This is a genomic window from Enterobacter sp. BIDMC109 (assembly GCF_001037885.1).
GTDB lineage: Bacteria > Pseudomonadota > Gammaproteobacteria > Enterobacterales > Enterobacteriaceae > Enterobacter > Enterobacter hormaechei_C.
The window spans coordinates 4,455,788-4,468,496 of record NZ_KQ090002.1; the positions used below are offsets into that span (position 1 = coordinate 4,455,788).

At 56.0% G+C, this 12,709-nt stretch carries 11 protein-coding genes; 6 read left to right on the forward strand and 5 right to left on the reverse strand.

Going from position 1 to position 12,709, the window contains the following annotated elements; all coding sequences use genetic code 11:
- Positions 1 to 113 precede the first annotated feature (113 nt).
- The gene (locus SK62_RS21000) at positions 114 to 1,139 is read right to left on the reverse strand and encodes a zinc-dependent alcohol dehydrogenase family protein (RefSeq protein WP_047718303.1); all 1,026 of its coding nucleotides are present in this window, start codon (positions 1,137 to 1,139) and stop codon (positions 114 to 116) included.
- Between the two features lie 113 nt (positions 1,140 to 1,252).
- Between SK62_RS21000 and SK62_RS21005 the strand changes: the two genes are divergently transcribed.
- Complete coding sequence (locus tag SK62_RS21005; RefSeq protein WP_047718302.1) at positions 1,253 to 2,188, forward strand: LysR family transcriptional regulator; 936 nt, start codon at positions 1,253 to 1,255, stop codon at positions 2,186 to 2,188.
- 33 nt (positions 2,189 to 2,221) lie between these two features.
- Here the strand turns inward: SK62_RS21005 and gyrB are convergent, their stop codons facing one another.
- Genes gyrB through dnaA form a run of 4 tightly spaced genes read right to left on the reverse strand, consistent with a single transcriptional unit; the run spans position 2,222 to position 8,234 of the window.
- Positions 2,222 to 4,633: a DNA topoisomerase (ATP-hydrolyzing) subunit B gene (gyrB, locus tag SK62_RS21010; RefSeq protein ID WP_033487038.1), complete on the reverse strand. Its 2,412-nt coding sequence runs from the start codon at positions 4,631 to 4,633 to the stop codon at positions 2,222 to 2,224.
- Positions 4,634 to 4,661: 28 nt separating this feature from the next.
- A complete protein-coding gene (gene recF / locus SK62_RS21015; protein ID WP_000060091.1) occupies positions 4,662 to 5,735 on the reverse strand; it encodes a DNA replication/repair protein RecF in 1,074 nt (357 codons plus the stop codon).
- The gene (gene dnaN, locus SK62_RS21020; RefSeq protein ID WP_015570134.1) at positions 5,735 to 6,835 is read right to left on the reverse strand and encodes a DNA polymerase III subunit beta; all 1,101 of its coding nucleotides are present in this window, start codon (positions 6,833 to 6,835) and stop codon (positions 5,735 to 5,737) included. The genes recF and dnaN overlap by 1 nt, the downstream gene beginning before the upstream one ends.
- A gap of 4 nt (positions 6,836 to 6,839) precedes the next feature.
- Positions 6,840 to 8,234, reverse strand: coding sequence for a chromosomal replication initiator protein DnaA (gene dnaA, locus SK62_RS21025; RefSeq protein WP_017383700.1), 1,395 nt, complete (start codon positions 8,232 to 8,234; stop codon positions 6,840 to 6,842).
- A gap of 638 nt (positions 8,235 to 8,872) precedes the next feature.
- Between dnaA and rpmH the strand changes: the two genes are divergently transcribed.
- The 5 genes from rpmH (at position 8,873) to mnmE (ending at position 12,693) form a co-directional block, all read left to right on the forward strand.
- Positions 8,873 to 9,013, forward strand: a complete 141-nt coding sequence (gene rpmH, locus SK62_RS21030) for a 50S ribosomal protein L34 (RefSeq protein WP_000831330.1) — start codon at positions 8,873 to 8,875, stop codon at positions 9,011 to 9,013.
- Between the two features lie 16 nt (positions 9,014 to 9,029).
- On the forward strand, positions 9,030 to 9,389 hold the full coding sequence (rnpA, locus tag SK62_RS21035) for a ribonuclease P protein component (RefSeq protein ID WP_006808764.1): 360 nt from the start codon (positions 9,030 to 9,032) through the stop codon (positions 9,387 to 9,389).
- Positions 9,353 to 9,610 (forward strand): membrane protein insertion efficiency factor YidD, encoded by a 258-nt coding sequence (yidD, locus tag SK62_RS22600; RefSeq protein ID WP_001307474.1) that lies wholly within the window; start codon positions 9,353 to 9,355, stop codon positions 9,608 to 9,610. Before rnpA ends, yidD begins: the two co-directional genes overlap by 37 nt.
- A gap of 2 nt (positions 9,611 to 9,612) precedes the next feature.
- Positions 9,613 to 11,256 (forward strand): membrane protein insertase YidC, encoded by a 1,644-nt coding sequence (gene yidC, locus SK62_RS21040; protein ID WP_003861138.1) that lies wholly within the window; start codon positions 9,613 to 9,615, stop codon positions 11,254 to 11,256.
- Between the two features lie 72 nt (positions 11,257 to 11,328).
- Positions 11,329 to 12,693: a tRNA uridine-5-carboxymethylaminomethyl(34) synthesis GTPase MnmE gene (mnmE, locus tag SK62_RS21045; RefSeq protein WP_015570136.1), complete on the forward strand. Its 1,365-nt coding sequence runs from the start codon at positions 11,329 to 11,331 to the stop codon at positions 12,691 to 12,693.
- Positions 12,694 to 12,709: the final 16 nt, after the last annotated feature.

A 12,709-nucleotide genomic window follows, 5' to 3' on the forward strand; every position in this document is an offset into this window, starting at 1 on the left:
GAGGTCCCCGGGATAAATGAGTGCTACCTCATGCTAACGCGATTAAGCACACAAAAATAGAGCTACCTTGCGCAACAAAAAGCCCCTTTTACGTTTATCCCGGGAACGGGAACTCACTCGCGGGTGAGAACGATTTTGCCAAACGCACCGCGATCCAGATGTTCAAGCGCCTGTTCCAGCTCGTCAAAGCGGTAGCGATGCTCAATCACCGGTTTTAACTCCGTGACATCAACAGCACGGACAAAATCTTCCAGCGCCCGGCGGTGTCCAACCCCAATCCCCTGAATGACGGGAGATTTCAGCAACAGCTCGCTTGCAGGCAGAGAAATTTCTGTTCCGGCCAGCACGCCAATGACCGATATCCGCCCATGAACGGCAACGGCGCGCAGGGAATGTCTCAGGTTCTCCCCACCCACCGTTTCGATAATATGGTCGATGCCGCGATCCTGCGTCAGTGCCAGCGTATTTTCAGCCCAGTCGCCTTTCAGTCGGTTGATGCCCTGGCTGGCCCCCAGCTTTTTGGCCCGCGCCAGTTTTTCATCACTCCCCGACGTAACAATAACTTCTGCGCCGTGCGCTTTTGCTATCTGCAAAGCGAATAGCGCCACACCGCCCGTCCCTTGTACCAGCACCGATTGCCCGGCGCGCAGCTGACCACGTTCCACCAGCGCAAACCAGGCGGTGAGCCCCGCGCAAGGAAGCGTGCTGGCCTCAGCGTCATCCAGGCTTTCCGGGGACGCCACCAGCGCGTTTTCACTCACAATCACATATTCGGCCAGCATGCCCTGGAAGTATCCACCGGACGTTCTATAGGGCAAATCGCGCGCGTCTGCCTGCGGCTTGCCGTCGATCCATTCCGGGAAGAAGGTTGAGATGACGCGTGCGCCGGGTTTGAAACGCGTAACGCCTTCGCCGATGCTGTCCACCACGCCAGCCATGTCAGATGCTGGGGTAAACGGGAAGGAAAGCGGAATCGGCATCGTGCCTTCAATCACCATTTTATCCCGGTAGTTGAGCGCAACGGCATTAACCCTTACGCGAACCTCCCCCGGGCCTGGCTGTGGAACAGGCTCCTGAACGAGCCTGAGGCTTTCACGACCAAGGGCATCCATTGACCAGCGTTGCATTGTTTCAGTCATTTTTTTCTCCTGTCATCAGATGATTTTCAGTTCTGACAGTCTACCGTTGACTCAGCGTCGCCAGTGGCGATAAGTTTTCCCTTCATTGATGACCAAATTGACACAATCCGTCCATGACCGATACGCTGAAAGATATTCCCGTTTTCGTTGCCTCCGTTGAGGCAGGAAGTTTTGCCCAGGCCGCCGTCCGTCTGCATTTGTCGCGCTCGGCGGTAGGAAAAAGCATTGCTCGTCTTGAAGAGAGGCTGGGGGTTCGTCTGTTTCATCGGACCACCCGCAGTCAGAGGCTGACCGATAACGGCGCGCTTTTTTATGAACGCTGCCTGCGCGCGCTGGAGGAGATCCGTGGCGCTGAATCGCAGCTTGAAACCGGAAAACATCAGGTCAGCGGTCGGCTGCGTGTTGCCGTGCCGGTGCTGTTTGGTCGCCAGTGTATCGCCCCGCTGCTAATAGAGCTGGCGCAGGAGCATCCAGGGCTTGAGCTTGAAATGTCCTTCAGCGACCGCGTCGTGGATCTCGTGGAAGAAGGGTTTGATATGGCGGTGCGCAATGGCGCTCTGGCTGACAGCAGCGTGCTGGTCGCCAGAAGGCTGGGGGAGCACCGGATGGTGCTGTGCGCCGCGCCGGATTATCTGCTTAAGAATGGCCAGCCGCAAACCGTTGATGATTTACGCCAGCATACGGCCATTAACTACACGCGTGCGGGCAGAGTCCTACCCTGGCAGCTGATGGATTACGATGGCACGTCGCGCACGTTTATTCCCCGCTCATCGCTCAATATGGATGATTTGCAGGCGATCTGCGACGCGGCGCTGGCCGGCCACGGCCTTGCATGGTTACCCTGCTGGATGGTCATTAAAGAAATTCAGCAGGGAGATCTTGTCCCGCTCTTAAAGCAGGCCCCGGATGTACGCTTCGACGTTCATGCCGTCTGGCAGCAGACGCCACACCTGCCGCTAAGGGTAAGAATTGCCATAGATATGCTGGTCAAACGTTTACCGGCAGTGATGTCGCTGGAGTTTCCTGTGGCCATAAAAAAGCCGCGCTGAAGCGCGGCCAGTTATGCTGTCGTAAAGCGACGATTAAATATCGATATTCGCCGCCTTCAGGGCGTTCTCTTCGATGAAGGCGCGACGTGGTTCAACCGCATCGCCCATCAGGGTCGTGAACAGCTGATCCGCTGCGATTGCGTCTTTAACGGTGACGCGCAACATGCGACGGCTTTCCGGATCCATGGTGGTTTCCCACAGCTGATCCGGGTTCATTTCGCCCAGGCCTTTATAACGCTGAATAGAGAGACCACGACGGGACTCTTTTACCAGCCACTCCAGCGCCTGTTCGAAGCTGGCTACCGGCTGACGACGTTCGCCACGTTCGATAAACGCATCGTCTTCGATCAGACCGCGCAGCTTCTCGCCGAGGGTGCAGATACGGCGGTATTCCGGACCGGCCACAAATTCGTGCTCCAGCGGGTAGTCGGTATCGACGCCGTGGGTACGCACGCGGACGATCGGCTCGAACTGCTGCTCAGCGTTCTGCTGGACGTCGAACTTCCACTGGCTGCCATGCTGCTCTTTCTCGTTCAGCTCGCTCACCAGGGTGTTCACCCAGCGGGTGACGGTCTGCTCGTTGCTCAGATCGGCTTCGGTCAGGGTCGGCTGGTAAATCAGCTCTTTCAGCAGCGCTTTCGGATAGCGACGCTCCATACGGCCAATCATTTTCTGCGTGGCGTTGAACTCGGAGACCAGACGCTCCAGCGGCTCACCGGCCAGCGCTGGCGCGCTGGAATTTGCGTGCAGGGTCGCACCATCAAGGGCGATCGCGATTTGGTACTGATCCATCGCGTCGTCATCTTTAATGTACTGTTCCTGCTTGCCTTTCTTCACTTTGTACAGCGGCGGCTGGGCAATGTAGACGTGGCCGCGCTCAACGATTTCCGGCATCTGACGATAGAAGAAGGTCAACAGCAGCGTACGAATGTGCGAGCCGTCGACGTCCGCATCGGTCATGATGATGATGCTGTGATAGCGCAGTTTGTCCGGGTTGTACTCGTCGCGACCAATGCCGCAGCCGAGCGCGGTGATGAGCGTCGCCACTTCCTGAGAAGAGAGCATCTTGTCGAAGCGCGCTTTCTCAACGTTAAGGATTTTACCCTTCAGCGGCAGAATCGCCTGGTTCTTGCGGTTACGGCCCTGCTTCGCAGAACCGCCCGCGGAGTCCCCTTCCACAAGGTACAGTTCAGACAGCGCCGGGTCGCGTTCCTGACAGTCAGCCAGTTTGCCCGGCAGGCCTGCCAGGTCCAGCGCGCCTTTACGACGGGTCATTTCACGCGCTTTACGCGCCGCTTCACGGGCACGCGCCGCATCGATAATTTTACCCACCACGATTTTCGCGTCGGACGGGTTTTCCAGCAGGTATTCGCTCAGCAGTTCGTTCATCTGCTGTTCAACCGCCGATTTCACCTCAGAAGAGACCAGCTTGTCTTTGGTCTGTGAGGAGAACTTCGGATCCGGCACCTTCACGGAGACCACGGCAATCAGGCCTTCACGGGCATCGTCACCGGTGGCGCTGACTTTCGCTTTTTTGCTGTAGCCTTCTTTGTCCATGTAGGCGTTCAGGGTTCGGGTCATCGCCGCGCGGAAGCCCGCCAGGTGCGTACCGCCATCGCGTTGTGGAATGTTGTTGGTGAAGCAGTAGATGTTTTCCTGGAAACCGTCGTTCCACTGCAAGGCCACTTCCACACCGATACCGTCTTTTTCAGTAGAGAAGTAGAAGATATTCGGGTGAATTGGCGTTTTGTTCTTGTTCAGATACTCAACGAACGCCTTGATACCACCTTCGTAATGGAAGTGGTCTTCTTTGTTGTCGCGTTTGTCGCGCAGACGAATCGACACGCCGGAGTTCAGGAACGACAGTTCACGCAGGCGTTTCGCCAGAATGTCGTACTCGAATTCGGTGACGTTGGTGAAGGTTTCGAGGCTCGGCCAGAAACGCACCATGGTACCGGTTTTATCGGTATCACCTGTGACGGCCAGCGGAGCGTCAGGCACGCCGTGCTGGTAGATCTGACGGTGAATTTTGCCTTCGCGCTGGATAACCAGCTCCAGCTTCTGCGACAGGGCATTTACTACGGATACGCCTACGCCGTGCAGACCGCCGGAAACTTTATAGGAGTTATCATCGAACTTACCGCCTGCGTGCAGAACGGTCATGATGACTTCCGCAGCAGATACGCCCTCTTCCGGGTGAATACCGGTTGGGATACCACGACCGTCATCGGTAACGGACACGGAGTTGTCCGCATGGATCGTGACCACGATGTCTTTACAGTGACCCGCGAGCGCTTCGTCGATAGCGTTATCTACCACCTCGAATACCATGTGGTGCAGACCGGTGCCGTCATCCGTGTCGCCGATATACATACCCGGGCGCTTACGCACCGCATCCAGCCCTTTCAGGACTTTGATACTGGAGGAGTCATAAGAATTCGACATCAACGTTTCTCGCTCATTTCAACTTGGGTTAATCCGTTATTTTACCCTTTTCCACGGTAAACATCTTCGAATTTTCGTCCGACATGTCTATAACGTGTTCAGCGCTAATGGCGCTGACGAAAACCTGCGACTGCGTGGCTTTTAAGCGGCTGGCAAGCAGCCCGCGCCGCGCGTCGTCAAGTTCCGAGGCAAAATCATCTATCAGGTACAGGCAGCGTCGCCCGCTCTCTCGAGTGAGGAACTCCCCCTGCGCCAGGCGCAGCGCGCACATCAGGAGCTTCAGCTGCCCGCGCGACAGCGTGTCTTCCACCGGCGCACCGTCGGCACGAATGCGGAAATCCGCCTTGTGCGGGCCGTGCGCGGTGTAGGTCAACATGCGATCGCGCTCGAAGCTTCTCTCTAACACCTCGGCATAATCCGTCTCTTTTTCCCAGCCACGCTGGAAAGAGAAGGTGAGAGAGAACTCGGGTAAAAACTGTTTGCAGGTGTCGGCCATGTCTTCGGCGATACCTGCGCTGTATTCGGCACGCCAGCGGCTGATTTGTTCCGCAAGAGGGATGAGTTCCATGTCCCACGGACGCAGCTGAGCGTAGCGCGTGACCTGGCGCAATGCGGCGTTACGCTGTTTAAGCAGACGCTTCAGGTTGCTCCAGGCGTTAAAGAAACCGGCTTCATTGTGAAAGCATCCCCAGTCGAGGAACGCTCTTCTGTATTTGGGGCCGCCGTTGAGTAAAGTAAACCCCTCGGGCGTAATCAGCTGCATCGGCATCAGCAGCGCCAGCTCCGCCACTTTGTGGCCATCGGTGCCGTCGATGCGCACCTTGCTGTCGCCCTGCTTGTCTTTGGTCAGGCCGATGGCGGTTTCCCGCTCTGCTCCCTGCAAACGCCCGTGCAGAACAAAAGATTCCTGCTCGTGGCGAATCACGCGACCAATCTGCAAACTGCGAAACGCCCGGCCGTGGCCGAGCGTATAGATGGCTTCCAGCACGCTGGTTTTGCCGCTGCCGTTCGCGCCAACCAGGAAGTTAAAGCCAGGGGATAAAGCGAGATCCGCGCTTTCGATATTGCGAAAATCGCGGATCAACAGACGGGTGAGCGACATTACAGTCTCATTGGCATGACAACATAAGCAGCCGACTGCGATGCGGCATCTTCAATCTGTACGCTCGAAACGGAGTCAGTCAGCAGGATGCGAACGTTCTCGCATTTCAGTGCATTCAGCACATCCAGCACATAGCTGACGTTGAAGCCGATTTCCATCTCAGCCCCGGCGTAGGTGACGTCCAGAATCTCTTCTGCCTCTTCCTGCTCCGGGTTGTTGGCGGTGATTTTGATCTGGTTTTCACTCACGTACAGACGTACGCCGCGGAATTTCTCGTTGGAGAGAATAGCGGCACGCGCGAACGCCTGCTTGAGGATGTCGCAACCCGCCTCCAGCGTTTTATCCGGGTTCTTCGGCAATACGCGGCGATAATCCGGGAAACGACCGTCTACCAGCTTCGATGTGAAGACAAAATCTCCCACGTGGGCACGAATATTGTTGCTGCCAATCTGCACGCGCAGCGGCGTTTCACCGCCGTCGAGCATACGCATCAGTTCAATTACGCCTTTACGCGGTACGATCACCGAATGGTTTGGCAGTGAATCGCCAATCGGCATGGAACAAACCGCCAGACGGTGACCGTCGGTCGCCACGGTGCGCAGCTCTTCACCTTCGGTTTCGAACAGCATGCCGTTTAAGTAGTAACGAACGTCCTGATGCGCCATGGAGAACTGCGTGGCTTCAATCAGACGCTTCATCGTCGCCTGCGGCAGGGTAAATTCAACTTCGCTCTGCCAGTCATCCAGGTTCGGGAAGTCCGCAGCGGGCAGCGTGGAGAGGGAGAAACGGCTGCGGCCAGAGCGCACCAGCATGCGGTCGCCCTCCAGCTGCACGGCGATTTCAGCGCCTTCCGGCAGCCCACGGCAAATATCAAAGAATTTACGTGCCGGAACCGTGGTCGCGCCCGCGTCGTGCGGCTGAGTCAGCGTAACGCGCGCGATCATTTCCATTTCCAGATCTGTGCCGGTCAGCGACAGCGTACCGTCCGCGACCTGAAGCAGCAGGTTTCCAAGAATAGGCAGCGTAGGGCGGCCGCCTAATGGGCCACTCACCTGTTGCAGCGGTTTTAATAAATGTTCACGTTCAACGGTAAATTTCATAGCGTCACGATGATAATGTTCTGATTAAATTGGAAAAATCTTCTTTTATGTCGTGGCTTTCTTCGCGTAACTGCTCGATCTTGCGACAGGCGTGCAGCACGGTCGTATGGTCACGGCCACCAAACGCATCACCGATTTCCGGCAGGCTGTGGTTGGTTAGCTCTTTTGCCAGCGCCATCGCCATCTGACGCGGACGCGCCACCGAGCGGGAACGACGTTTAGACAGTAAATCTGCCACTTTGATCTTGTAGTACTCAGCCACCGTCTTCTGAATATTGTCGATAGTGACCAGTTTTTCCTGCAAAGCCAATAAATCGCGCAGCGCTTCACGCACAAAATCGATGGTGATCGCCCGACCGGTGAAGTTGGCGTTGGCGATAACGCGGTTCAGCGCCCCTTCCAGCTCACGCACGTTGGAACGCAGGCGCTTGGCAATGAAGAACGCCACTTCACCCGGCAGGCGAATGTCGTTCTCGTCGGCTTTTTTCATCAGGATCGCGACGCGGGTTTCCAGCTCCGGCGGCTCGATCGCCACGGTCAGGCCCCAGCCGAAGCGGGATTTGAGACGATCTTCAACGCCGTTGATCTCTTTTGGATAACGATCCGAGGTCAGAATGATCTGCTGATTGCCTTCCAGCAGGGCGTTAAAGGTATGGAAAAACTCTTCCTGCGATCGTTCTTTATTGGCAAAGAACTGAATGTCATCGATCAGCAGCGCATCAACGGAACGGTAGTAGCGTTTAAACTCTTCGATCGCATTGTTTTGCAGGGCTTTTACCATGTCCTGAACGAAGCGTTCGGAGTGCATATACACCACTTTGGCATTGGGCTTACGCGCCATAATGCCGTTGCCCACCGCATGCAGCAGGTGCGTTTTACCGAGACCCGTGCCGCCATACAGGAACAGCGGGTTGTAAGCGCCACCGGGGTTATCGGCAACCTGACGAGCCGCCGCGCGTGCCAACTGGTTCGACTTACCTTCAACGAAGTTATCGAACGTGTGTTTCACGTTAACGTTAGAGCGGTAGGTAGGCTCAGCGGGGGCCGGAACGTTATCCCAGCCCTGACGAACCGGTGCAACGCGAGGCGCTGGAGCGGGCGCCGCCTGTGCAGGGGCTGCCACATTGACAACTTCACGAACGGTTTGGGTGACCGGCTTTGTGCCCACTTCAAAACGCAGCTGTGGGGCATCTGACCCGCAGAAATCGTTCAGCAGTCCATTGATGTTATTAAGGTATTTATCCCTTACCCAATCGAGCACGAAACGGTTTGGCGCATACAAAGCCAGCGTGTTATCGCTCAGTTCCGCCTGCAACGGGCGGATCCACATACTGAATTCTGTGGCTGGTAACTCATCCTGCAATCGGGCAAGACACTGCTGCCAAAGCGAAAGTGACACGGCGGACTCCACTCGAACAATAAAAGAAAACTATTGAATATTCATGATTGTTGGCGCACATCGACATGACCCCATCAGGGTGATGTGCGAACCGCTATCTGCGGTTATACACGCTATCGTTGATACAACCTGAACGATGTTGTGTTTATGCCCGACCAGGATCGCTGGATCCCGATCGGGACCGCGGATCATAGCCTAAACTGAGCCAGAGATCTTCTGTTTCTCACAGATTCTTCCCGATTTATCCACAGGAAGATCCGGAATCGGGTAAGTGTAAACGATCCTGACGCGAGTGCCTCGCGATTTAGGCCGCATATTGGAAAATTTAATGAGCACAGACAATTTTTGGCTTAAATGATCTAACGAAGATCCGGGACGATCCTTGCGCTTTATCGTTGAGCCCGTATAATCCTCGACCCGGCGCGTGATGCTCATCTTCCTGCGTCGTCCGCTGCTCATTTTCCACGCGAAAACGTGCGGAAATACACAGGGATTTAAGGAAAGAGAATTGACTCCGGAGTGTACAATTATTACAATCCGGCCTCTTTAATCACCCACGGCTTCGGCGTCCGTCATTCGAAACTCGGTCGGGCATCCGCAAAAGTCATGAATTTTTTCAAGTTTAGGTAGAAATCGCCATGAAACGCACTTTTCAACCGTCTGTACTGAAGCGCAACCGTTCTCACGGCTTCCGTGCTCGTATGGCTACTAAAAATGGTCGTCAGGTTCTGGCACGTCGTCGTGCTAAAGGCCGCGCTCGTCTGACCGTTTCCAAGTAATAAAGCTAACCCCTGAGTGGTTAAGCTCGCATTTCCCAGGGAGTTACGTTTGTTAACTCCCACTCATTTCACTTTCGTCTTCCAGCAGCCATTACGGGCTGGCACGCCGCAAATCACCATCCTCGGCCGCCAAAATTCGCTGGGGCATCCCCGCATCGGTCTCACAGTCGCCAAGAAAAACGTTAAGCGTGCGCATGAACGCAACCGGATTAAACGTCTGACGCGTGAAAGCTTCCGTTTACGTCAGCACGAACTGCCTTCAATGGATTTCGTGGTGGTGGCTAAAAAAGGGGTTGCCGACCTCGATAACCGTGCTCTCTCGGAAGCGTTGGAAAAATTATGGCGCCGCCACTGTCGCCTGGCTCGCGGGTCCTGATAGCCCTCATTCGGGTCTATCAACGCCTGATTAGTCCGCTACTCGGGCCACACTGCCGTTTCACGCCAACATGCTCAAGCTACGGAATTGAGGCATTGCGCAGGTTTGGAGTGATAAAAGGCAGTTGGTTGACGGTGAAACGCGTATTAAAATGCCACCCTTTACACCCAGGTGGAGACGACCCCGTCCCTCCAGGACCTTTTGATACCAGAGAACACTAACGATGGATTCGCAACGCAATCTTCTTATCATCGCTTTGTTGTTCGTGTCTTTCATGATCTGGCAGGCATGGGAGCAGGATAAAAATCCTCAACCCCAGCAGCAGACCACGCAGACCACGACCACCGCAGCGGGTAGCGCCGCCGACCAGGGCGTACCGGCCAGTGGCCAGGGGAAACAGATTACGGTTAAGACCGATGTGCTTGAGCTGACTATCAACACCCGTGGTGGTGATGTTGAGCAGGCGCTGCTGTTGACCTACCCGAAAGAGCTGAAGTCTACCGAACCGTTCCAGTTACTGGAAACCACGCCTGAATTTATCTACCAGGCGCAGAGCGGCCTGACCGGTCGTGATGGCCCGGATAACCCGGCTAACGGTGCGCGTCCACTGTATAACGTCGAGAATGACACGTTTGTGCTGGCTGATGGTCAGAACGAACTGGTTATCCCGATGACCTACACCGACGCGGCAGGCAACACCTTCACCAAAACCTTCACCCTGAAACGCGGTGAGTATGCGGTGAACGTGGGCTACAGCGTACAGAACGCCGGTGCGAAACCACTGGAAATCTCTACCTTTGGTCAGTTGAAGCAGTCCATCAATCTGCCGTCTCACCGTGACACCGGAAGCAGCAACTTTGCGCTGCATACCTTCCGTGGCGCGGCTTACTCCACGCCAGATACCAAGTACGAGAAATACAAATTCGACACCATTGCCGATAACGAAAACCTGAACGTCAGCTCTAAAGGCGGTTGGGTCGCAATGCTGCAACAGTATTTCGCGACGGCGTGGGTACCGAATAACGACGGTACGAACAACTTCTACACCGCGAACCTCGGCAACGGTATTGCAGCCATCGGCTACAAATCTCAGCCGGTTCTGGTGCAGCCGGGTCAAACCGGTAAACTGGCAAGCACCCTGTGGGTCGGCCCGGAAATCCAGGACAAAATGGCTGCCGTTGCGCCGCACCTGGATCTGACCGTCGATTACGGTTGGTTGTGGTTCATCTCTCAGCCGCTGTTTAAGCTGCTGAAGTTCATCCACAGCTTCCTGGGTAACTGGGGCTTCTCCATCATCGTTATCACCTTTATCGTTCGTGGCATCATGTATCCGCTGACTAAAGCGCAGTACACCTCCATGGCGAAGATGCGTATGCTACAGCCGAAGATTCAGGCTATGCGTGAGCGTCTGGGCGATGACAAACAGCGTCAGAGCCAGGAGATGATGGCCCTGTATAAAGCAGAGAAAGTGAACCCACTGGGTGGTTGCTTCCCGCTGCTGATTCAGATGCCAATCTTCCTTGCGCTGTACTACATGCTGATGGGTTCCGTTGAGCTGCGCCACGCGCCGTTCGCCCTGTGGATCCATGACCTGTCCGCACAGGACCCGTACTACATCCTGCCGATCCTGATGGGCGTGACGATGTTCTTCATTCAGAAGATGTCTCCGACCACCGTGACCGACCCGATGCAGCAGAAGATCATGACCTTTATGCCGGTCATCTTCACCGTGTTCTTCCTGTGGTTCCCGTCAGGTCTGGTGCTGTACTATATCGTCAGCAACCTGGTGACCATCATCCAGCAGCAGCTGATTTACCGTGGTCTGGAAAAACGTGGCCTGCATAGCCGCGAAAAGAAAAAGTCCTGATTCGGTAACTTAACGCTAAAATAAGGGCGGTCGATTGACCGCCTTTTTTATTTGTATTGAACGAGAGCAACCATGAGCCATAACGACACTATCGTCGCCCAGGCAACCCCACCGGGACGCGGTGGTGTAGGCATTCTGCGCATCTCCGGCCTGAAGGCGCGTGAGGTGGCCGAAGCGGTGCTGGGTAAACTGCCAAAGCCGCGCTACGCTGATTATCTGCCGTTTAAGGATGCCGACGGCACACCGCTGGACCAGGGCATCGCGCTGTGGTTCCCCGGCCCAAACTCCTTCACCGGCGAAGACGTGCTGGAGCTTCAGGGTCACGGCGGCCCGGTGATCCTCGACCTGCTGTTAAAACGTATTCTGACCCTGCCTGGCCTGCGCATTGCAAAGCCGGGTGAGTTCTCCGAGCGTGCTTTCCTCAACGATAAGCTCGACCTGGCGCAGGCCGAGGCGATTGCCGACCTGATCGACGCCAGTTCCGAACAGGCAGCCCGCTCCGCGCTGAACTCGTTGCAGGGGGCATTTTCCGCACGCGTGAATCACCTTGTGGAAGCACTTACTCACCTGCGAATCTATGTCGAAGCGGCTATCGACTTCCCGGACGAGGAGATCGACTTCCTCTCAGACGGTAAAATTGAAGCTCAGCTCAACCAGGTGATGAACGATCTCGATGCCGTTCGCGCCGAAGCGCGCCAGGGCAGCCTGCTGCGTGAAGGAATGAAGGTGGTGATTGCTGGTCGCCCCAATGCCGGAAAATCGAGCCTGCTGAACGCCCTGGCGGGCCGTGAAGCGGCGATCGTGACCGACATAGCCGGCACCACCCGCGATGTCCTGCGCGAACATATCCATATCGACGGCATGCCGCTGCACATCATCGACACTGCTGGCCTGCGCGATGCGAGCGATGAAGTCGAGCGTATCGGTATCGAACGCGCCTGGCAGGAGATCGAGCAGGCCGACCGCGTGCTGTTTATGGTGGACGGCACCACAACCGACGCCGTTGACCCGGCTGAAATCTGGCCAGACTTTATCGCCCGTCTCCCGGCTAAACTGCCGATCACCGTGGTGCGCAACAAGGCCGACGTTACCGGCGAAACGCTGGGCATCAGCGATGTGAATGGTCACTCACTTATTCGCCTGTCGGCCCGTACCGGTGAAGGCGTGGAAGCCCTGCGTAGCCATCTCAAACAGAGCATGGGCTTCGACACCAGTATGGAGGGCGGCTTCCTGGCACGTCGTCGTCACTTGCAGGCGCTGGAAGAGGCGGCTCGCCACCTTGAGCAGGGTAAAGCCCAGCTGATCGGCGCGTGGGCCGGTGAACTGCTGGCGGAAGAGCTGCGTCTGGCGCAGCAGAACCTGAGCGAGATCACCGGGGAGTTTACGTCGGACGATTTGCTGGGACGGATTTTCTCGAGCTTCTGCATTGGTAAGTAATTCCCGTTAATACAGG